The 21884-nt window shown below is 43.6% G+C and carries 14 protein-coding genes; 11 read left to right on the top strand and 3 right to left on the bottom strand.

All coding sequences use genetic code 11. From position 1 onward, the window contains the following. Window positions 1-4: 4 nt before the first annotated feature. Window positions 5-5038 (bottom strand): translocation/assembly module TamB domain-containing protein, encoded by a 5034-nt coding sequence (locus tag LX64_RS24315; protein ID WP_148707447.1) that lies wholly within the window; start codon window positions 5036-5038, stop codon window positions 5-7. A gap of 276 nt (window positions 5039-5314) precedes the next feature. Here LX64_RS24315 and LX64_RS24310 point away from each other — a divergent pair, with 276 nt between their 5' ends. Together LX64_RS24310 and LX64_RS24305 are read left to right on the top strand one after the other, a co-directional pair. Further along, the gene (locus LX64_RS24310; RefSeq protein ID WP_111600305.1) at window positions 5315-5959 is read left to right on the top strand and encodes an NAD(P)-dependent oxidoreductase; all 645 of its coding nucleotides are present in this window, start codon (window positions 5315-5317) and stop codon (window positions 5957-5959) included. A 198-nt stretch (window positions 5960-6157) separates the two neighbouring features. Further along, window positions 6158-7756 carry an FMN-binding glutamate synthase family protein gene (locus LX64_RS24305; protein ID WP_111600304.1) on the top strand — a complete coding sequence of 533 codons (1599 nt, stop codon included), beginning with the start codon at window positions 6158-6160 and terminating at the stop codon, window positions 7754-7756. Window positions 7757-8321: 565 nt separating this feature from the next. Here LX64_RS24305 and LX64_RS24300 read toward each other — a convergent pair. Continuing rightward, window positions 8322-9134, bottom strand: a complete 813-nt coding sequence (locus LX64_RS24300; protein ID WP_111600303.1) for a GNAT family N-acetyltransferase — start codon at window positions 9132-9134, stop codon at window positions 8322-8324. A 205-nt stretch (window positions 9135-9339) separates the two neighbouring features. Between LX64_RS24300 and porG the strand changes: the two genes are divergently transcribed. From porG to LX64_RS24275, 6 genes are all read left to right on the top strand, one after another. Beyond that, window positions 9340-10209, top strand: a complete 870-nt coding sequence (gene porG, locus LX64_RS24295) for a type IX secretion system protein PorG (RefSeq protein WP_148707446.1) — start codon at window positions 9340-9342, stop codon at window positions 10207-10209. Between the two features lie 164 nt (window positions 10210-10373). Continuing rightward, complete coding sequence (locus LX64_RS25885) at window positions 10374-10679, top strand: hypothetical protein (RefSeq protein WP_148707445.1); 306 nt, start codon at window positions 10374-10376, stop codon at window positions 10677-10679. 161 nt (window positions 10680-10840) lie between these two features. After that, a complete protein-coding gene (locus LX64_RS24290; RefSeq protein WP_111600301.1) occupies window positions 10841-12772 on the top strand; it encodes a menaquinone biosynthesis decarboxylase in 1932 nt (643 codons plus the stop codon). Window positions 12773-12958: 186 nt separating this feature from the next. After that, window positions 12959-15046, top strand: coding sequence for a TonB-dependent receptor plug domain-containing protein (locus LX64_RS24285; protein ID WP_111600300.1), 2088 nt, complete (start codon window positions 12959-12961; stop codon window positions 15044-15046). Window positions 15047-15064: 18 nt separating this feature from the next. Continuing rightward, a complete protein-coding gene (locus tag LX64_RS24280; RefSeq protein ID WP_111600299.1) occupies window positions 15065-15643 on the top strand; it encodes an HmuY family protein in 579 nt (192 codons plus the stop codon). A gap of 144 nt (window positions 15644-15787) precedes the next feature. Continuing rightward, a complete protein-coding gene (locus tag LX64_RS24275) occupies window positions 15788-16738 on the top strand; it encodes a DUF6607 family protein (RefSeq protein ID WP_211324889.1) in 951 nt (316 codons plus the stop codon). Between the two features lie 149 nt (window positions 16739-16887). Here the strand turns inward: LX64_RS24275 and LX64_RS24270 are convergent, their stop codons facing one another. Continuing rightward, window positions 16888-18471 carry a peptide chain release factor 3 gene (locus tag LX64_RS24270; RefSeq protein ID WP_111600298.1) on the bottom strand — a complete coding sequence of 528 codons (1584 nt, stop codon included), beginning with the start codon at window positions 18469-18471 and terminating at the stop codon, window positions 16888-16890. A 157-nt stretch (window positions 18472-18628) separates the two neighbouring features. On the opposite strand from LX64_RS24270, the gene LX64_RS24265 reads away from it, so the two are divergent. The 3 genes from LX64_RS24265 (at window position 18629) to LX64_RS24255 (ending at window position 21746) form a co-directional block, all read left to right on the top strand. Beyond that, window positions 18629-19882, top strand: a complete 1254-nt coding sequence (locus LX64_RS24265) for an ABC transporter permease (RefSeq protein ID WP_111600297.1) — start codon at window positions 18629-18631, stop codon at window positions 19880-19882. A 119-nt stretch (window positions 19883-20001) separates the two neighbouring features. Next, window positions 20002-21012 carry a tRNA (adenosine(37)-N6)-threonylcarbamoyltransferase complex transferase subunit TsaD gene (gene tsaD, locus LX64_RS24260; protein WP_211324888.1) on the top strand — a complete coding sequence of 337 codons (1011 nt, stop codon included), beginning with the start codon at window positions 20002-20004 and terminating at the stop codon, window positions 21010-21012. 11 nt (window positions 21013-21023) lie between these two features. Continuing rightward, window positions 21024-21746 (top strand): tRNA1(Val) (adenine(37)-N6)-methyltransferase, encoded by a 723-nt coding sequence (locus tag LX64_RS24255; protein ID WP_111600296.1) that lies wholly within the window; start codon window positions 21024-21026, stop codon window positions 21744-21746. The last annotated feature ends 138 nt before the right edge of the window (window positions 21747-21884 follow it).

Below are 21884 nucleotides of genomic sequence, written 5' to 3'. Positions count from 1 at the left end.
ATGATTATTTAGTTCTGATGCGTTGTGCTTTGTTTTCTTTTCTTCGTCTTAAAATTTCCCTAAACTCGTCGTAGTCCATTACGAGTAAGAAGCTCACACCCGTTTCTACGTTCTGGCCTTCTAATATCACTTCTGTTAAGTTCTTCCTATAGGCGCGTAAACGGTAACGACCATCTTTCGTTAATGCATATTCTATCGTTACATCACCAATAATCGAACTGGCATTTTGTGTAGCCGCAGGGCCCGATAATGCAATGTTCGACCCAACTGATACCGTTAAGCGATCGCTGAACAATTTCTTCGACACATCCACGTTCAAGTTCGTTTGTTCGCGGCGTTCACCGGTGCTGTAATCGTCGTTCGATTGTAGATCGAAGTTGATATCAACCCCTTTAATCAATGATCCTGCCAGGCTATTCAATTGTTGGGATAATATTTTACTCACACTCTTACGGGCAATGTCTTCTACTGTAGAACCACCGCTAGAAAGAGATTCGAATGGATTGTCGGAAATAAATTTATTCAGTACCAATAAGCCCATTACTTGTTTGTTTAAGTCGCTGGGTACTTGGTTAATTTGTTTCAAACGGGTATATACGGCCCCGTCGAATACACCTTGGTCTTTCTCAGGCATATCCAGTTCGAAAGCGATATCGGGTTTCAGTAATTCGCCCGTGATTTTAAGGTATACATATACCGGTATTTTCTGGTTGTAACGGTTCCTATTGGTGCTACCATCTGTAAGCTGATCGCTGATAAGATCGATGGCAGGTGGATTGGCGGTATAACGTGCTTTAATATCAACATCGGCACTGGTAGGATCGCCATTCCATGTAATGCTACTACCTTTTTGGATATCAAATTCTCGTTTAATCAACTGGCTTAAACTCATGGCATATTTACCTTGCTCAATTTCATATCTACCCGTTAAGCTCAATTTACTACTTGGGTCCATGGTTACATTCAGCGTAGCAGTACCTTTTACTTCCAAGTAATCGCCGTTACTAGGATCGATAATAATCCGCATGGTTGCATCCGGGTTTACTTCAATATCGCCGGAGAATACGATGCCTTTGATGTTGGTAGAAACTGATTTAGCAGCGGTATCCGATTTCGCTAATAAGCTCGAATCTATCGGCGAATCCTTGTCGATAAATTGTACCACGCCTTCCCGGTCGGATAAGCCAGGATCATTATCAGGAATCATGACGGTAACTTCTGATTTCTCGCGGAGTTTCACATTCATTTCTACTCTAGGTAAATCGAGTGTACCACGAATTTTTGCATTGGCATCGATGCGTGCAGGACCCCAATACCATTGCTCTTTATCGGTAGGAGATTTAGGACCTAACACCATCATGTTTTCTGCTTTCAAGTCGAGGTTGAAGGCGTAGTCGCGGTAATTCAACGTAACAATACTACCATTAATAACTGCTTCATTTTGGGCACTATCTGCTACTACGAAATTATTAAAACGCAAGCCCGCACGGGAGAATACGATGTCTTCCGAAGGAAGCGTAAGTATATTATTGATCATGGTAACACGACCACCTACTTTTTCGAAGTGTAGCTTCCCTTGGATCACAGGTTTGTTCACCGTACCCATAATAGATAAGCGCCCCGAGGTTACACCTCCTAATGACGTTACCGAGCCAAATGTAAACGGTTCTATAGAGGCCATGTTGAGCTTATCCAAAGCCAGGTCAAAGTCCATCATTTCACCATAAGTACCGAAAAGCGTAATATCGTTTTCATTACCGCTAATATGGGCATTTACACGGTAAGTGTTCTTCTCAACTGTACCTGCCGTTAACTCCAAGTTGCCGATTTTAGTACCCATAAACGCCATACTATCAATATTCAATTCTCCTTCCACCTTCATACCACTGGTGTCGCTAAGGTTCGCCGCCGTTAGTTTACCGGAAGCAATACCGGCAATCAGCGCTGTATCTTTTTCGATAAGGCTGGTAATAGAAGCGAGGTTGAAGTTGCGCAAGTTCACGGTTACATCAGGCAAAGCACCTGGGCGCGATGGGGGGCCGGTAAGTATTTCTAGCGCCTGTTCGCCGTTTTGGATACCGAGGTTCGCATAGGTGAAGGCGCCGCTTTGGATCAAGATTTTATTATCGCCGCTAACGGTCCATTTTTGCTTGTTGAGTAATAACTCTTCTTTCAACGACACTAACAAGCTATCGGCATCTAAGTAATGCAACATGCCGCCCAATTTATACTTCGGTTGCTTCGCACTGTTGTTGATCACCAAATCCCAATCCAGCAAACCATTCTTAGCATTCGCGTTAATGGTAGTACGCTCTAACGGTATTTGCGGATGCTGCATCCGGGCCAATACAATGGCGGCCTGCATATTCGTGGTGTCGGCTAATATATCTGCTTGTAAAGTATCGAGGTTGAATTCGTTGTAATTAAGTGTCGGTAAGAAAAGATGCGCCGCTAACTTCGCACTATCGGTACTAAACCCGCCATTCAAGGATACAGGCTTCGTCATTTGCAAACTCGGTAAGAATTTACGTAACGACTTCGGTATTTCTAACTGCCCCGTAAAGGTCATCCACTGGCTTTCTTTCGGTGCATAAGGTACTTGCTGGGCTACCGGTGTAAAATGTCGTTGTATAAGCTCTTGTGCACTTTGTGCGAAGGTTTGGTAATTGAAGGCACCCTTTGCTGCAATATACCCAAAAGGACTCCTAAAGTTGATATGCTGTAAACCATCCTCTGTACGTGCCCGCACCAGGATACTATCGAGCGAATAAATGTTTTCTTTTTCTGCAAACTGCACCCGGTCGATCAATACATACCCGTTTAAATTCCGGGGCGCTAAGTTGTCCACTTTCGCCAATAAGCAAGCCTTCAAAGTGAAAGGCTCGGCCATGAAATTGGTTTTATAGAGATCGAATTTGTCTACATCCAAACTCGCCGATAACCTAGGCTGCAACGTATCAATCTTACCTTCTGCTTGGAACTGCGTACGTAAGCTAGAATCGCGTACAAACCCCGTGGCTTTGTAGAAGCTATTTTCTAATTGAGCGTTAAGGGCAATATTGTGGTAAGTATAATTGTTGTATGTGAATGATTGGATATTGATATCACCGTCGAGCTTCGCTTGCTTAGGATCGGTTCCATAGCCTTTGGCAACAATGTTTCCATTTAAAGCGCCAATAGTCGTATCACTTAAGAACTTGCCTACGGCGAGTTGTTGTGCCTTTACTTCTACATCGTAGCTAATCTTTTTCATATCGGTGAAGTGGGCGATATCACCGGTGATGGCTGCATTGCCGAAGCTGGTATTCAAGAATAAGTTCGGGTGAACACGTTGCATCCCGCCACGCACATTACCCGTGAGTAGGAGGTTATTCGGCAACTGTATATTTGTAGGCAAAGTGCCTGCCGGTAACCAGGATGCTAAACTGCTACGTGTACCTTGCACACGCAACTTAGGTAGGTTAACTTCAATGCGTTTGGAATCTGTTACATGCTGCGCGGTACCTTGCACATCTAAGATAGTACCTTGGTTATCCTGCGCATGGAAGTTCGGTATTTGCAAGCTTTCCATCGTACCACGGATTACACCATTCAATGCTAGGCGTTTTTGCATGATGGGGCGCATGCTTGGGTTATTCGCCAAACTAGGCGCGAAGTACAAGCCTTCTTTTAATGCCACGGTAGTAGGACGAATATTCGCGTTGATTTGTAATTGCGAAAGGTTGTCGGCTAAAGTTGCCCAATCCCGGACCTTCAAATCTACATCAGCATCAATCTTGCTTTCATGGGTTTGTAAAATCAATTGCTGCAAAGCTGCCCCAGCTGCCGTGTATTTTACCTTGCCTTTTAATTCATGCAACACAATCCCGCTTTTCTCTTTCAAGAAAGCATGTTGCAAAGTAGCAGAAGTGCTATCGCTTGAATAGTAAATGTCGGAGGCTTGAAGTACAACGGGCAGGAGTCCTAAGTGCATATAATCTATGCCTTGCTTTTGCACCGGTTTCGTATGGTCGTTCATGACAAAGTACAACGAATCTACGTTCACATTTTTTGCTTGTACTACCCAGGTATTCGGTGTATCTATGGAATCTACAATAGGGGGTGTTTTGTCTGCCGCAGCATTAAAATCTAGCTGTACATTAGAACGATCAATTTTCAATTCATCGGCCAATACCCATGTTTTCGTTAAATCAATCGAGGCATTCCTAAAAGCTATTTGTTTCGTGTTGCCGCTGGTTGCAAAACCACTGCCTTCATCACTATACAACCATTGACTGTTCATGAGTGAAAGCCTAGAAACAGCCAACGCTAATGGTGTGCTGCTGGTATCGGCCGTTGGAGTAGGGGTAACAGCCGGTTTTGGAATGTATTTTTGAACGAACGATGCTACTAGGCTATCGGCCGTTAATTCTTCTATATTGTAAATGCCTTTAGCAGGGTCAACATCTTTCGGAATTATACGCAACATATTCCAACGGGCACTTACCAACATGCCTCCCAACGTATCATTAAACTGTAAACGAATTTTATTTAATGAAATGTTACCAATGTTATAAGAAAGGGTGGTATTACTTTCTTCAATTAATGTATCCTGCTTCGCTTCTCCACTAGTAAAAGCATCGATAATAAATTGATAGTTGAAGGCTGAATCTGTTGCTGGGCGATACACGTTAATCGATGCATCTTCCCATTTCAACGAACTAATAGCAATCTCGTTGTGGAGAATATCCCACAAATTGTAGTTGACTTGCAATGATGCTGTTGAAAACAATACTTGCTTCTTCTTATCTTCTACATACACACCGCCTAACTTCACTTGGTGCCACCACTGGAAGCGGAGCGACCCAATTTCTACTTTTGTTCCCAGTTGCTTCTGCAAATATTTTTGTGCACGTATTTTCACGAAGTCCTGTACAGGATTCAATTGCAATAAGATCAATACTAGAATAGGTATTAAAATAATGCCGAGCAAAATGCGCAGCACCCAACGTAAAACTTTCTTTTTCTTGGTGGATGTATGGGATGGAGTCTCACTCACAAATAATAATAATTTTTAATAATAGAAAGGGTTTATTTATGTAATCAAATATCATACCTACAAAAAAAGTATATCTTTTTTTCTCCATCAGTTGTTTCCCTGCGCGCTTTGGTATTCGATTTGGAGGCAAATAGTGCTACCGTGTTTTTAGCAACGGTTGCCAAGTGTATTAAACACTTGAATGTTTTATTTGTTTAGTACTCGGGGTAGGCTACAGGCTATCTCCGTCTTATCTGTTTTGCTGAAGCATTCGTTATCTTAAAATATAGAATCCAAATGAAATTAGCAATTATCGGTGCCAGTGGATTTGTAGGCTCGGCCATTTTAGAAGAAGCGTTATCGAGAGGTATTACTGTAAAAGCCATTGTTCGTCATCCCGAAAAGATTCAAACGAAAAACCCACAACTCAACGTGGTAAAGGGCGACGCTTTAAATGAAGATGAGCTGGTAGACCTGGTAAAGGATCAAGATGCCGTTATTAGTGCCTATAATGCCGGGTGGGATAATCCCGATATCCTCACCGAACAAACCGCTGCCAATCACACTATTTTAGATGCCATCCGCCGATCGGGCGTGAAACGTTTCCTAGCCGTTGGCGGTGCCGGTAGCTTAGAAGTAGCCCCCGGTGTGCAATTACTCGATACCCCCGATTTTCCAGAACAGTTTAAAGGTGGCGCCATTGCCACGCGCGATATGTTAGTGCTCTTAAAGAAGGATACCGAACTAGATTGGACTTTCCTCTGCCCACCCATCAGCCTCGATCCGGGTGAACGAACGGGTAACTACCGCGAAGGGAAAAACCAAGTAGTATTCGATGCAAAAGGGCATAGCCATATCTCCGTGAAAGATTATGCCGTTGCGATGATCGATGAACTACAAAACAACAAACATATCAAAGAACGTTTCACCGTTGCATATTGATAAAAGATAATAACAAAATTAAACGCTGGAACCACTGTTAAAAACCAGGAACTTGCAAGTTCTTTTTTACAACGACAATGGTTCTTGCGTTTTTATTAAATATTATCTAAAATCGACCCCTCGTGCCCTAGAATGCAATATGCACGGGCATTTTCCAATGGTTTAATTCTATACCTTTGCGCGCAAATAGGAGGTGTTATGAGAAAAGTATTTATTGTTGCTGCTATTTTTACGATGTTAGGATTGGCTTTGCTAGCATTCTATTTTCCTTGGGTCTGGATAGCGTTTATCCTAGTCATCCCATTCGCAACAATGTTAATTGCCGACATGACGCAACGTCGTCACGCAATTATGCGTAACTACCCGATTTTCGGGCGTATGCGTTATTGGATGGAAGATCTTCGTCCAAAAATTTACCAGTATTTCGTTGAAAGCGATATTGATGGTAGCCCGATTAACCGTGTTGATCGTTCTACTATCTATCAACGTGCTAAACGCGAGTTAAACTCTCAACCGTTTGGTACGCAGTTCAATGTATACGCAGAAGGATACGAATGGTTAGCACATTCTATCCAACCCATCGGCTTTAACAAAATGGACAAAGATCCACGTGTATTAGTAGGCGGTAAAGATTGCTTGCAGCCTTACTCTTGCAGTATCTTCAACGTATCTGCGATGAGTTATGGTTCTCTGAGTTCTAATGCTGTAGAATCACTAAATGCGGGTGCTCAAATCGGTGGCTTCGCACACAATACCGGTGAAGGTGGTATCAGTCCTTTCCACTTAAAACATGGAGGTGATATTATCTGGCAAATTGGTACCGGTTACTTCGGTTGCCGCGATGAAAATGGTAACTTCAACGGTGAACAATTCGCCGAAAAAGTAGCCCATCCACATGTGAAAATGGTGGAATTGAAAATCTCGCAAGGTGCTAAGCCGGGCCATGGTGGTATTTTACCTGCTGCTAAGAATACAGAAGAAGTAGCGGCTATTCGCCACGTACAACCACATACAACTATTTACTCTCCACCATATCACACGGCTTTCGGTACGCCACGCGAAATGATTCAATTCATTAAAACATTGCGCGATTTATCGAAAGGTAAACCGGTAGGTTTCAAGTTGTGTATTGGTCAGCGTAACGAGTTCTACGCGATCTGTAAAGCAATGGTAGCCACTAACATTTACCCCGATTTTATCACGGTAGATGGTGGTGAAGGTGGTACAGGTGCTGCGCCGCCAGAATTCTCCAACTCTGTTGGTATGCCATTCATGGATGCCTTATCTTTTGTACACGATACATTGATTGGTTTCGGTATCCGTGATCAAATTAAGTTGATTGCTTCCGGTAAAGTATTAACCGGTTTCCATATTCTCCGCGCGATGGCGTTGGGTGCCGATGCATGTAACAGTGCACGTGCCATGATGATGGCTATCGGCTGTATCCAAGCTTTGCAATGTAATACGAATAAATGTCCTGCCGGTGTTGCTACGCAAGACAAATGGTTGATGGCCGGTTTGGTTGTCGACGATAAAAAACAACGTGTAGCGAATTACCACCGTGATACCATTGAAAGTGCGATCGAATTAACAGCCGCTGCGGGCTTAACTGATCCTCATATGGTTACACGTAAGCACATCCAACGTCGTGTTTTCATGAACGAAGTAAGGAGCTTTGAAGAAATTTACCCATCTATGCAAAAAGGCATGTTACTCGGTAAGGATTTACCAGCGAAAATCCAACTCGAAATGGACATGGCACAAATTGATAGTTGGAACAGCGCACTTGCCATATAAAATCCACGTACATTAAAATGGTATGGGCCTCGCCAATTGGCGGGGCCTTGTTGTTTTTACGACTCGCCTCAAAAAGTGTCCATATAAAGGCGCAAAACCGTCTTTACAGGTTGAGAATCGTTATATGGGTTCATTCATGGGATTTTATTGTCTTTATGAGGATAGTGGGTGCCTTAAATAGGGGATTAAATTGGTGGGAATGGTGGGCGTTTTATGCAGTTGTAGGGTAATATTTCGGAAAAGCCTGTAAATCAATAGGTATGCTAATGGTAGGAGTATTGTAGCCTATCCCCAGCCTATCCTTTGCCTATCTCGAGCCTATCCCTAGCCTATCCTTTGCCTATCTAAACCCTATCTCGACCCTATCTAAAGCCTATCCTCACCCTTTGTGGGCTTGAGTTTCAGCGTTTTTAGGTGTTTAAGTGATTAGTATTGAAGTATTTGCGAAATGGCAGTTTTATGATTTTTGCGATTTTTCGCAGTGACAAAGTGATTTTTAGGAGAAAGAGGGGTGGTTTGCTGATGATGAAGCAACGAAATTTTGGGATTTTTAGGGAAAGGACACTTACAAGAGGAGTTTCATTTCATATTGTTGAATGAAGTCGTTAAGGCCGGCTAGGGTGAAGGTGGAGAGGGTGATATCGTCCCGGGAGTCAATATTGTTGATTTTTAGAACAGGGCAGTGCTGCCCGATGGCAGCAAGGAGTTGAAGACCTTGGTCGGGATCGGTGAAGAAATATTGGGCGATATAGCCATTACCGGGGTTTATAATGGCAGAAGCTATGATTTGGTTATCGTCTTTAATGTACCAATATTCGTAGTGATGAGGAGCGATTTTGATGCCTTGAAGGTTATTTTCCCAAGAATAAGGGAAGCGTGGAGTGGGTAAGGTGTCGAAAGGGATATGTTTGGATTTATAAAGCCGGTCGGTACTCGTTTGTTTGATTTCGCCGCTGAAGCAATGGAGTTCGCGGGCGATCTCGTAGCCTACGTTCTTATAAGCTTTAATGGCTTTTTCGTTGATGGTAATTACTTCTAAGGTAGATTGTTGAATGCCTTGCGCTTGTAAAGCAGGGAGGGCACGGCTGTACATTTTCTCTACTAATCTTCTTCCCCGCTCTTCGGGAATTACGCCGGTACCTGCATTATACGCAGTTGGCAATCCTTCCCATTGATCAATTCCCATTAACATAAACCCCACTAAGCGCTCTTCTTCAAAAGCGCCATAACTTAACGCATAGCTAACACGGGCTGCTTTCCAGCGGTTGATGAAGTACGTTTCGTTGGCATTGAACTTTACATAGTAGTCGGCAAAAGCATCGTTAAAACAGCGTGCAATGGTGCTCGGACTGGTGTGTTCGAGTGATAATATCTGCATGTAATGGTTTGTACGTTGAAAGTAAGCATAAAGTTTTACAAATTGTAGTGCAGATTAATAGGCAAGTGCAGCTGATTTACAGGGTTCATTGCTATATCAATGAAATGTTGTGCTGTAAAGGGTTTGATTTATCAATACTTATTTTTATTTTGTTGCAGGATAATTTTATTGCCATTATTTCGTTTAGATTAAAACTGCCACAACATTGAAAAAGATTTTACTTTTTTGTGCCACTTTGATGACCCCATTCCTCGTAAAAGCCCAGCAAGACTGGCATATAGGCGGCATGGTAGGCATCAGTAACTATAGCGGAGATTTGTCGGAGAAGAGAGTTGATTTCAAATATACTAAACCCACGATCGGTATTTTTGTGCGCAAAGACATAAATCGTTACCTCACCCTACGGGCAGGTTTGCAATGGGGTATGGTAGCTGCGGCCGATAGTACCGCCAAAAGCGCCGCATATCGTAACCGTAACCTCAGCTTCCGTTCTCATATCGGTGAAATCAATTTAATCGGCGAATTCAATTTTATGGATATGGAAGAAACCGGCTTCACCCCTTACATTTTCGCCGGTATCAGTGGGTTCGCTTTCAATCCAGAAGCGCGTTTACAAGGGCAGTGGATCACGCTTCGCAACTTAGGCACCGAAGGTCAAGGTCTTTCTCAATACCCCGATCGTAACCCTTATAACTTATTTCAATTTGCCATTCCATTCGGCGTAGGTGCAAAATATGAATTGAATGAAACTTGGACGGTAGGACTAGAATTTGGGTTACGTTACACATTTACCGATTATTTGGATGATGTAAGTAGCACGTATGTCGATCAAAATACCTTGTTATTATACCGTGGTGCAACCGCTGTTGAAATGGCTTACCGGGGTGATGAAGTAAACCCGAAAAATGGAACACCTGGTGTGTATCCTCCGGATGGTACGGTAAGAGGTAACCCGAAAAACAAAGATTGGTACGCCTTCTCGGGTATTACCATTGCGTATCGTTTAGCAGGTGGGGGTAACAGCGCACAGCGTCGTGCTTTACGCAATACGGGTTGTCCTAACATGCGGTTTTAATATATTTTTACGAACATAACAATATGCTAAATGCCTCGCAAAAGCGGGGCATTTTTTATTTGGCATACTCTTTGGAATTAACATAGCAGGACCATACGCGAGAAAAACCACGCCGGCGAGCAAAAAACCACGTATAGCCAACTAAAACACTAAAATCAACAGGTATGAAAAAGTTTCTATTATTCTCACTATTAGTTATAGGAGCTTCCTATGCAGCGAATGCACAACATCACAAAGGTTGGGGCCACGGAAAAAAAGATAGGGATTGCGACAGGTATGAAAGACACGACAGGAGAAGAGATCGTTGGGATGATAAACATTATGCAAAACATTATAAACACTACAGGCATTGTGATGATAGAGGAGTGGTAGTAATTCCGGCACCCGTGCCACCACCACCACGACCAAGAGTGATTATTCCAGTACCACGTCCTCCACGCGTAACAGGTGTGATTGTGATTGGTGGATAGAAAAAGGAAGATCCAAAGTAATAGCAATGTAACCATTGCTTAGTACGATACGAAGCTGCCTCGTTTTATACGGGGCAGCTTTATTTTATGACCTTACCCAGGCCTCATTTCCCCCATTACACGTCTTTTTTTGTTACTTTTGATGCTCGAAATCAAAACGTATGGCATTTAAGAACCTGGAACATTTTATCAATACATTAGAACAAGCTGGCGAATTAGTGCGCATTAAAACGTACGTAAACCCACATTTGGAGATCGCGGAAATAACCGACCGTGTTAGCAAGATGCCGGGTGGTGGTAAGGCTTTGTTATTTGAAAACACGGGATACGATTTCCCGGTTTTAATGAACTCGATGGGTAGCTACAAGCGCATGTGCTTGGCGCTGGGTGTACAAGAATTAGACGATGTAGCCCACGAAATCGAAGGGCTCTTTAAAATGATATCCAAACCTAAAGAGGGTATTTTAGATAAATTGGCGATGTTACCGAAATTGAGCCAGTTTGCCTCTTGGATGCCGAAGGTAATTAGCGGTCGTGGTGCTTGCCAAGACGTAGTTATGCAAAATCCTTCCCTCGAAAAAATCCCGGTTATTCAATGCTGGCCTAAAGATGGTGGTCCTTTCATCACCCTCCCCGTTATTCATACCAAAGACCCCAACAACGGCACCCGCAACGTAGGGATGTACCGTATGCAGGTTTTCGGGCCTAATTTAACGGGTATGCACTGGCATAAGCATAAAGTATCGGCCAAACACTATAACGAATATAAAGCCCTCGGTAAACGTATGCCGGTGGCTGTAATTTTGGGTGGCGACCCAGTATATACCTATTCAGCAACCGCCCCATTACCTGAAAACGTGGATGAATACATGTTAGCAGGTTTCTTACGCAAGAAAAAGGTGGAATTGGTGAAATGTATTACACAACCAGAACTGGAAGTGCCTGCCGATGCCGACTTCGTAATTGAAGGATATGTTGATCCTAATGAAGAACTGATCTGGGAAGGCCCATTCGGCGACCATACCGGTTATTATTCCTTAGCCGACTGGTATCCTCGCTTCCACGTAACGGCTATCACCCACAAACGTAACCCGGTTTACCCGGCTACCATCGTAGGGGTACCACCGCAAGAAGATGCTTGGATTGGTAAAGCAACGGAAAGAATCTTCCTCGCACCGATTAAAATGACTTTAGTACCGGAGATTGTTGACATGGAAATGCCGGTAGAAGGCGTATTCCACAACCTCGTGATCTCGCAAATTAAGAAAGACTACGCCGGCCAAGCACAAAAGGTAATGAACGCTATGTGGGGCGCTGGGCAGATGATGTTCAACAAAATATTGGTAGTAGCCGATACAGAAACGAAAATCACTGATTATAAAGCCTTAACACAACACGTATTCAAACACCTGAACCCGGCTACAGACATTTACTTTAGCCAAGGCCCGATGGATGTACTCGACCACTCTTGCTCTAAAATGGGCTTCGGTGGTAAGATGTGTATCGATGGTACAACGAAATACGACGAGGAAATCGACGAACAATACGCATTCGCCAAAACACCCACCTCCATCGACGAGCAAGCGATTAAAGCCGTATTGCCAGAGATTACAGCCATCAATCAAACCTTGTTGAAGCACGACATTCCTTGCCTCGTAGTTGCCGTGAAAAAGAACCGCGCGCAGCACATCAAGCAATTAAACGAGCAATTGTTCGCATTGCCTGTTATGCAAGGCATTAAAATGGTATTGTTCGTAGAACACACCGTGGATGTTAACGACTTACCATCGTCATTATGGCGTTTCTGCAACAACCTCGATCCAAAACGCGACCATTACATCTATACACAAACAAGCAGCAGCGATGCTAGCAAGTTAACAGCAGCCATAGGCTTGGATGGCACCTTGAAAACCAAGGAGTGGGATAACTTCCAGCGCGATTGGCCAAACATCGTGGTAAGTGATATTCCTACGATTGAAAAAGTGGATTTGTTGTGGGAACAATTGGGATTGGGCGAATTTGTACCCTCTCCATCCCTCAAATACCGCGAACAGATCTATGGTGAAGAAGCCATTGTATCCTTTGAAAAATAATTGACATATCAATAAAGTATTGAAAGGCATGTACTTAAAGCAGTGCATGCCTTTCTTGTTTTTACCCCAAATAAGCCCTTCCTATACTTTTCCCGATTGTGATAATCTAATTCCCGAATTGGTAACTAGATTAATTTTTCACCGCCTACTTTTGCGTCACAATATTTCACAAGAGAGAAGATTAAAATGTTTAAATACATTATTGCCATTAGCTGCGTTACGTGGCCAGGGCTCCTTTTTGCCCAACAAATCGATTCGGCCATTAGTCGAAACCAAGCGTTACAAGAGGTAGTTGTAACGGCTACACGCAATGAGCAATCTATTAAGAAAGTACCAATTCCAGTAACCGTCATTCAGAAAGCTGAGATACAGCGCATGGGCGCCGTGTTACTGCAACAAGTGTTAGTGGAACAAACAGGGTTAATGATTACCGAAAACCATGGTAAAGGCATCCAAATGCAAGGTTTGGAGTCGGCGTATACCTTGATTCTATTAGACGGTGAGCCATTAATTGGTAGAACAGCCGGTACCTTAGATTTATCGCGTGTTTCGGTGAATAATATTGAAAGAATAGAGATTATTAAAGGGCCTGTTTCTTCTTTATATGGTAGCGATGCCATGGCGGGTGTAATTAATATTATCACGAATGCAAAGAAGCGAGAAGGCATAACCAGCTTTACGGGTAGGTATGGTTCGAATGGAACGTATAACGTAGATGGTAGTACGAAAGTACCCTATAAAAACGGGATGGTGTCGTTGCATGCTAACTACTACAATACCGACGGCTACACGTTAGGGAGTAGCACTACACCCACCGTTGCGCCATTCAAAGCACTTACCACCCAATTACGCTGGCAGCACGATTGGACGGAGCGCATCCAAACCAATATCTCCGGCAGGTATTTCACACAAAAGTATAACACCTTTTTCGACGATACTAAGGGTATTGTAGATGACGAAGGAAAAGAAAACGACGGCAACTTGTCCTTCAACCTTCGTCATAAAGTAAATAACAACTTTACCCACCAAGCACGCATTTACTATTCACGCTATCATACCAACGAGAACATGATATACCGAAATAGTAAAGAAGTGTACGATGCATCTTTCTTCACCCAATCGTACATCAAACCAGAGTATCAATTCGATTGGCAAATTCGCGCGCAACATACGCTTACAGCCGGTGCGGGTTATGTACACGAAGGGTTAGCAGCAACACGGTACGACGATAAAATGGCCTTCAATACAGGGTATATGTTTGTACAAGAAAATTGGAAACCCAATGCCGCATGGAACATATTATTAGGCGCACGTTTCGATACGCATAATCAATACCCGTCGCAAATAAGCCCAAAAGCTTCTATATCGTATCAAATTAATGAACGGTACAAAGTAATGGCCAGTGCGGGTAGGGGCTATAGGGCGCCAGATTTTAGGCAGTTGTATCTCCACTTTAATAATGCCGCCGTGGGTTACACAGTGGTAGGAACGAAACTGGCTTCCGATATTATTGGAGAAATGCAGGCAGCAGGGCAAATACAAGCCGTAACGTACGACTTAAGCAAGTTGAAGAATTTAGATGCAGAAAGTTCATGGTCGTACAACATAGGCTTACAAGCAAACCCAATTAAAAACAGCAACGCGTCGGTGAATTTCTTTTATAACAGTGTAAAGAACTTAATTGATACCCGCGCAGTGGCTGTAAAAACGAATAACCAAAGTGTTTTCAGCTATATCAACGTTAACCAAGTAACTACTTACGGCGTAGAAGTAGAATGGAAACAAACGATCTCAAGAAATTGGCAGGTGGCGGGCGGCTATCAATACTTACAAGCGATTGATAATGACCAGCTCAAGAAAGTAAAAAGAAACGAAGTATTTACCGTGGATCCCGCTACGCACGAGACCCGTGCACTTTCGCGCCGCGATTATTTCGGGCTGTTTAATCGCTCCCATCATGCCGCCAACTTAAAGTTGATGTATGTCAACCCTGCACTGGGATTAGATGTAACCGCCCGTGCAGTGTATAGAAGTAAATACGGGTTTACCGATTTAAATGGCAACAATGTACCAGATATGGAGAACGAGTTTGTGAAAGGGTACACACTATTGAATTTTTCGGTGGCTAAAACATTGTGGGATGAAAAATTCAGGGTACAAGGAGCGGTAGAGAACATCCTCAACCATACAGATGCGCAACGCATTGCTGCTTTACCAGGTAGAATTTATGCTATCGCGCTAACATACACATTTCAACACAACCATAACAAATAACAAATCGACTCTATAACAATGAAAAAGCAATTATTTTTTGTAGGCGTATTAGCAGCAGTAGCAGGATTTACAGCATGTAGCAGTGATGAAAATGATACACCTGCACCTCAGATCCTATCAACCACCGTAACAAACTTAAACATCGACACCGCCAGCACAGGTAAGTTCACCTTGTATAGCTTGTCTGAAAATAAAATCATCCCTAACAGCGATTCAGCAACTACTAAATGGGATATTGGTTTCCAAGCGTTGAACGTGATTGTAAACGGTGGCGTTAGCGGTCCTGGTAAAACACAAGCACAATTTGTAACAGGTGTATTCGCCAACTTAACTACAGCACCAACAACAGGTTATGCAACGGATTCAACAGCTGTAAAAGTGGCGAAAGCTTGGTACAACTATAACTTCATGACCCACATCGTAACCGCGATCCCTGGTAAAGTAATTATGTTGAAAACGACCAACAACAACTACGCGAAAATTGAAATTTTCAGTTACTACAAAGATGCACCGGCTGCACCAACCGGTACAGAACAAGCTAGGTTGTTGAACTTCCGTTATGTATACCAACCGAATGGTTCCGTCAACTTCAAATAATACATACAATACATTACTATCCTATTGATACCCTATGCCGCCGGTAGAAAGCAACACGGTATTTCATCCAGTTCGCTCCAAAACTCATTGTAACACGATAACAAGTACGATTCTCTTTCTATAAAAAACACACTCAATTACGCTATGAACAAAACATCAATCCTCACCCTCGCTACAGCCTTTATGGCGGTAGGTGCTTTTGCCCAACAAAAAGATAAGTTGGCGCAAGATAAGGCGGCGATTAAGAATATGTGCGGTTGCATGGATGTTACCTTCGAATACACGGAAACATTCCCTACCGATTCTAATTACAAGCCAAAAGGCTACCACAAAACCGACGGTGCATTAGAATATGTAACCGTAGTGGAAGACAAGAACAACCGTATCATCTTGCAGCACTTGTTGCTGGCAGGTGGCGAAGTAATTAAACATTGGACGGAAGATTGGCAATACGAAAACAGGAATTTGTTGGTATATAACAAAGACCAACAATGGAAAAATATCACCTTACCCGCTGCAGATGTTAAAGGCCAGTGGACACAAAAGGTGTTCGGTGTAGACGATGAACCCCGCTACGAAGGTTCTGCTACTTGGGTACATGCCGATGGTAGACATTACTGGGAAAGCACGTCGGACGCTCCTTTGCCTCGTCGTGAATACACCACCCGTAACGACTACAACGTGTTAACACGCACTAACCACCACGAAATTACCAACTGGGGTTCTGTACACGAGCAAGACAATTTGAAAGTAGTACGTAAAGACGGTGAAAAAGATGTAACCATCGTTGGTGAAAAAGGCGTGAACTCGTACCGCCGTGTAGAAGAAAGTAAATGCCAAAAAGCGAAAGATTGGTGGCAGAATAACCAACAATTCTGGGCTTTAGTACGCAGAGGCTGGGAGAAATTGTACGGCGAAAACAACACCATTACATTGGAGAGAAAAGTGAACGACAAATCTCTTTACAGCGTAATGAACACCCTGGAAAAGAAAGCTCTTAATAAAGAAATTGCAGGCGCAGCGTTAGAAACAGAAATCAACACTACGTTGAAAGCGTTTGCTGCGGCCAACAAGGATTTAACTATCAAGCGATAATTGAGTTGGACGTACCAAACAACCGCGGCTACTCATAGCTGCGGTTTTTTTATTTGTATAATTCGTTGAAAGGCTCGCATAGGGCCAAAAAAGAAGGCCAACCGGGATGATCCCAATTGGCCTTTATTTGTTTTTTAGTTGTGTTGTGCTTATTTGTGAATTTCGGAAGTGAAATGGAATTCTATTTCCGGGTTATTCGTACGCTCGGTATTTAAATACCACTCAGATTGTGCTAAGTATACGAGGTGACCATCTTTATCTTCCACGATATTCGATCCTTTAAAGCGGATGAAATCTTCGATTTTTTGCTTAGGACCTGTAATCCAACACGCCTTGTAGTAAGGCAACGTGTTGAACTGGCAAGCCGCACCATATTCCTGTAACAAACGGTATTGAATTACTTCGAACTGGAGATCACCCACGCAACCAATAATCTTACGGTTACCACCGTGTTGCGTAAACAACTGGGCAACACCTTCGTCTGTTAACTGGCGAATACCTTTCTCCAATTGTTTTGTTTTCATGGGGTCTTTGTTCACCAATTCTTTAAACAACTCTGGAGAGAAGCTAGGAATACCGGTGAAGTAAAAATCTTCGCCCTCGGTTAAAGTATCACCAATTTTGAAGTTACCGGTATCGAACAAACCTACTACGTCGCCAGGGTAGGCATCGTCTACCACGTTTTTCTCGCGGGCTAAGAAGGTGTAAGGGTTGCTGAAACGTACATCTTTATCGAGGCGTACGTGGTGGTAGAACTTATTACGTTCGAATTTACCTGCGCAAATACGCAAGAAGGCAATCCTATCACGGTGACGAGGGTCTAAGTTCGCGTGGATTTTAAAGATAAAGCCAGAGAACTTGTCTTCGTACGGAGAAACCTCTCTATTGCTAGACGGTCTATCGCGTGGAGTAGGGGCAATTTCTACGAACGTATCAAGCAAATCTTTCACACCGAAGTTATTTACAGCAGAACCGAAGAATACGGGTGCCATTTTACCTTGGAGGTAGTCGGTATTGTCGAATGTATCGTAAACGCCTTCGATTAATTCTACATCGTTACGGAGTTGTTCTGCGTCCTTTTCGTTGAAGTTTTCGTCAACAAAGCTGCTGCTTAAATCGGCTAACGGTACGATATCATCGTCGGTTGCTTTTTTGTTGGCAGAGAAGGAAACGTAGCTTTTGTTGTATAGGTTGTATACCCCTTTGAAGTCTTTACCCATGTTAATAGGCCAGCTTAAAGGACGTACTTTGATGTTTAATTTTTCTTCTAATTCATCGAGTAGATCGAATGGGTATTTACCATCGCGGTCCATCTTGTTCACGAAAATAATCACGGGAGTGTCGCGCATGCGGCATACTTCCATGAGTTTCTCGGTTTGTTCTTCTACCCCTTTTACACAGTCGATTACCAACACAACGCTATCTACCGCCGTAAGTGTACGGTAGGTATCTTCAGCGAAGTCTTTGTGACCCGGGGTATCCAACAAGTTCACGAGGGTGTCGCGGTACTCGAACGTCATTACCGAAGTTGCCACGGAGATACCACGTTGACGTTCAATTTCCATGAAATCGGAAGTGGTATGTTTTTTAATCTTATTGCTTTTAACGGCACCGGCGGTTTGGATGGCACCACCGAAGAGGAGAAACTTCTCCGTCAGCGTTGTTTTACCGGCATCCGGGTGCGCGATAATGGCAAATGTTTTTCTTTTATTAATCTCGTTTTGGTACTTCATAATCGGAAAATGGCTGCAAAGGTACGAATTACCTTGTAAACTACGCAGCACTTCTCTATTTTAGCTGTGGAAGGAAGGAGATAACCAACAATCTTATTTCCTAACCATTCAGCCAGAAATAAATACAAAAATTCGTTATATACATTAAATTTGGTTCATGCTTTCTACCGTGAAAATTTTATGGAATAGTTTGAAGATGGCGTTGCAAGAGTTGCGCATGAACAAACTTCGAACGTTCCTATCCCTTTTAGGCATTACCATTGGTATCTTCTGTATCATTGCTGTGAGAACGGCAACCGACAGCTTGGAAACCAATATCCGTAACCAATTGGCCAGCCTTGGCACTAACGTGATCTTTATCCAGAAATGGCCTTGGGATGGCGGTCCAGATTTCCCGTGGTGGAAGTTCGTTAACCGCCCTGAACCTCGCTACCAAGAATTGAAAATGGTAGAAGACCGTGCTAAAACGGTGGAACATGCAGCCTTCCTTTCACAAGTGAATAATAGGAGAGTAGAATACGGCTCCGATTACATCGATAACGTAAATTTATTAGGTGTTACCTACGATTTCGACAAGGTGCAAACCGTTGAAATTGAGCAAGGTCGTTACTTCACCCCGCGGGAAAGCTCAGATGGGGCGAATGTAGTGGTATTGGGTGCCGATATTTGGCAACAACTGTTCCCGCCGGGAACCAGTATCGTGGGCAAATATGTGAACGTAGCAGGGCACAAATGCGCTGTTATCGGGTTATTGAAATACAAAGGCTCCGGCATCATCGATGCCAGTGTATACAACGATGCAACTGTCATTTTACCCTATATGTTCCTACGAAAAATTGTAGATGAACGTAGATATGGCGATCCATGGATAATGGTGATCGGTAAACCGGGTGTAACCTTAAATGCCATGAAAGACGATATGCAGGGCGTGATGCGTGCTGTAAGAAGACTAGAACCGGCAGAAGAAGATGATTTTAGTTTGAACGAGATTACGGCCGCCGATAAAGAATTGAACAGCATATTCACCTTGCTGAACACAGTAGGCGGGGTAATTGCAGGATTCTCCTTGTTAGTGGGCTGTTTTGGAATTGCCAACATCATGTTCGTAACGGTGAAAGAACGCACCAACATTATTGGTTTGAAGAAGGCCATAGGGGCGAAACGTAGTATCATCATGCAAGAATTCCTATTAGAGTCGATCATTCTTTGTTTGATTGGCGGTTTAATTGGGTTGGTGATGATTTTTGGTTTAACCATCCTCGTATCCTTGGCGGGCTTTACGGTTACTTTAACCGTGAAGAATATCGTAGTAGGCTTGGTATTCTCGGTGGTGATGGGTATCATTAGCGGTTTTATCCCCGCGTACTCGGCATCGAAGCTCGATCCTGTAGTAGCAATTAGAGGTAACTAACTAGTTTACCTTCTATATATTCGCAACCCGTCTCTACTTGTAGTGACGGGTTGTTTGTTTTAAGGGGAAGGTAGGCAGACGTGAAAATTTGCTTGAACTATCGTAACTTTGCGGCGTTTATGGCAGTGAAAATATTAGCAATAGAATCGTCGTGCGACGAAACAAGCGCCGCAGTTATCGTAGATGGGCAGGTAAAATCCAACATCATTGCGAACCAGACCGTGCATGAGCAATACGGTGGTGTGGTACCAGAATTGGCATCGCGTGCCCACCAGGAGCATATTGTGCCGGTAGTGGATGCAGCCTTGAAAAAGGCGGGCGTAGCCAAAGGTGAACTGAGTGCCATTGCTTTTACACAATCACCCGGTTTAATTGGTTCGTTGTTGGTAGGTGCCTGCTTTGCAAAAGCCATGGCCCTTGCCTTGGATATTCCGCTGATTGGGGTGCATCATATGCAAGCCCATGTACTCGCCAACTTCATCGAAGACCCGAAACCGAGCTTCCCAATGCTGTGCCTCACCGTATCTGGTGGTCATACCCAAATTGTGCAGGTTAACAGCGCCTTGGATATGAAAGTTATCGGCGAAACCCTCGACGACGCCGCAGGCGAAGCCTTCGATAAAACTGCTAAAATATTAGGCTTGCCATACCCTGGTGGCCCATTAATCGATAAATACGCCCAACAAGGCGATCCCACAAGGTTTAAATTCCCGGAGCCACAAATCCAAGGCCTCGATTTCTCCTTTAGTGGTTTAAAAACCGCCATCCTCTACTTCGTACAACAACAAGAGAAAGCCCAACCAGGTTTCTTACAAGAAAATATGGCCGATATATGCGCCTCCATCCAACACCGCATCATCACCATCTTGATGAATAAATTGGTAAAGGCCACAAAAGAAACCGGCATCAAAGAAGTAGCCATCGCCGGTGGCGTAAGCGCCAACTCCGGTTTGCGCAAAGCCCTCACCGAATACGGCGAAAAACACGGCTGGAACACCTACATCCCGAAATTCGAATATTGCACAGACAATGCTGGCATGATTGCCATGACAGCCCATTTCAAATACGAAGCCGCCGCTTTCACGGACCTAACCGCCATCCCAAGCGCCCGCGCCGAATTCGCCAGCTAAGTCATATAAAAATGGGTAACCAACACTTCTCCTTCAAACAATTCACCGTGCACCAAGACCGTTGCGCGATGAAAGTATGCACCGATGCCTGCATCCAAGGGGCCTACACCGCCCAATACCTTCAAAACACCCCCCACATCCACCGCATACTCGACATTGGCACTGGAACAGGCCTATTAAGCCTCATGCTAGCCCAAAAAAGCCCCGCCATCATCGATGCCGTCGAACTAGACATAAACGCTTACGAACAAGCAAAAGGCAACTTCGCAGAATCTCCTTGGAATGATCGCCTACACATCATCCAATCTGATATTCAAGCCCTCGAAGCCCCCAATAAGTACGACTTCATCATCACTAACCCCCCTTTTTACGAACAAGCCCTCAAAAGCAGCGATCATTTACGCAACCAAGCCATGCACGCCACCACACTGAGCTATAAAGCCTTGTTGACTGCTATTGATCATAATTTATTGCCTAATGGAGAATTCTCTGTATTACTACCATACGAACCTTTCAAAGACTTCTTAGCCTTAGCCACCACCATGGGCTTTACCCTGCACAATAGGCTAGATGTACAACAAAGCCCCAAACACAGTTATTTTAGAACAGTTGGGATCTTCAGCCGAAACACCCACCCTCAACCCATCACCAACACCCTCATCATCAAAGACGAACAAAACCAATATTCCCCCACCTTCATCAACCTCCTCAAAGATTACTACCTCTATTTATAACCACCCCCTTATAGCTACTCAATAATCCCCCCATTCCCCCCTCAAAAAGCCCCAACACAATCTTCACAACCCTCTTGAAAGATTATTACTACTATTTATTACCGCCCCTTCTTCGTCACTCTAAAATAAACCCAATCG

It is taken from the genome of Chitinophaga skermanii, from assembly GCF_003259335.1.
Classification (GTDB): Bacteria; Bacteroidota; Bacteroidia; order Chitinophagales; family Chitinophagaceae; genus Chitinophaga; species Chitinophaga skermanii.
This window is presented reverse-complemented; position numbering and strand designations above follow the sequence as displayed.